General features: G+C 42.7%; 1 protein-coding gene. It reads left to right on the forward strand.

Features of this window, described 5'->3' with window-relative positions:
- Nucleotides 1-702, forward strand: a 702-nt coding sequence (locus tag GMD4S_RS12510; protein WP_000385122.1) for a response regulator transcription factor, incomplete at both ends; no start/stop codon positions are given.

Consider the following 702-nt stretch of genomic DNA (forward strand, 5'->3'; position numbering starts at 1 on the left):
ATGAGTATCTGGTAAGACAAGGCTTGACCAAGCTGGTCAATGTAGCAGCCTACGATATGGAAATCATCGGTCAGGCTGAAAATGGAAGACAGGCTTGGGACTTGATTCAAAAGCAGGTGCCAGATATCATTTTAACCGATATTAACATGCCTCAGCTGAATGGCATCCAGTTGGCTAGTCTGGTACGAGAAACCTATCCTCAGGTTCACCTAGTTTTTTTGACAGGTTACGATGATTTTGAGTATGCCTTGTCTGCTGTCAAACTCGGTGTGGATGACTACTTGCTCAAGCCCTTTTCGCGTCAGGATATTGAGGAAATGTTAGGGAAAATCAAGCAAAAACTAGACAAGGAAGAAAAGGAAGAGCAGTTACAAGATTTATTAACTGATAAGTTTGAGGGAAACCTGGCCCAGAAAATCCAGTCCCATCTGGCTGACAGTCAATTTAGTTTAAAGAGCTTGGCCAGTGATTTGGGCTTTAGCCCAACTTATTTGAGTTCCTTGATTAAGAAAGAGTTGGGTTTGCCTTTTCAGGATTACCTGGTGAGGGAGCGTGTCAAACAAGCTAAGCTCTTACTTCTGACCACGGATTTAAAGATTTACGAGATCGCGGAGAAGGTTGGTTTTGAAGATATGAACTACTTTACCCAACGTTTTAAACAGATTGCAGGTGTGACACCTCGTCAGTTTAAGAAGGGAGAAG

Source organism: Streptococcus sp. GMD4S (assembly GCF_000296955.1).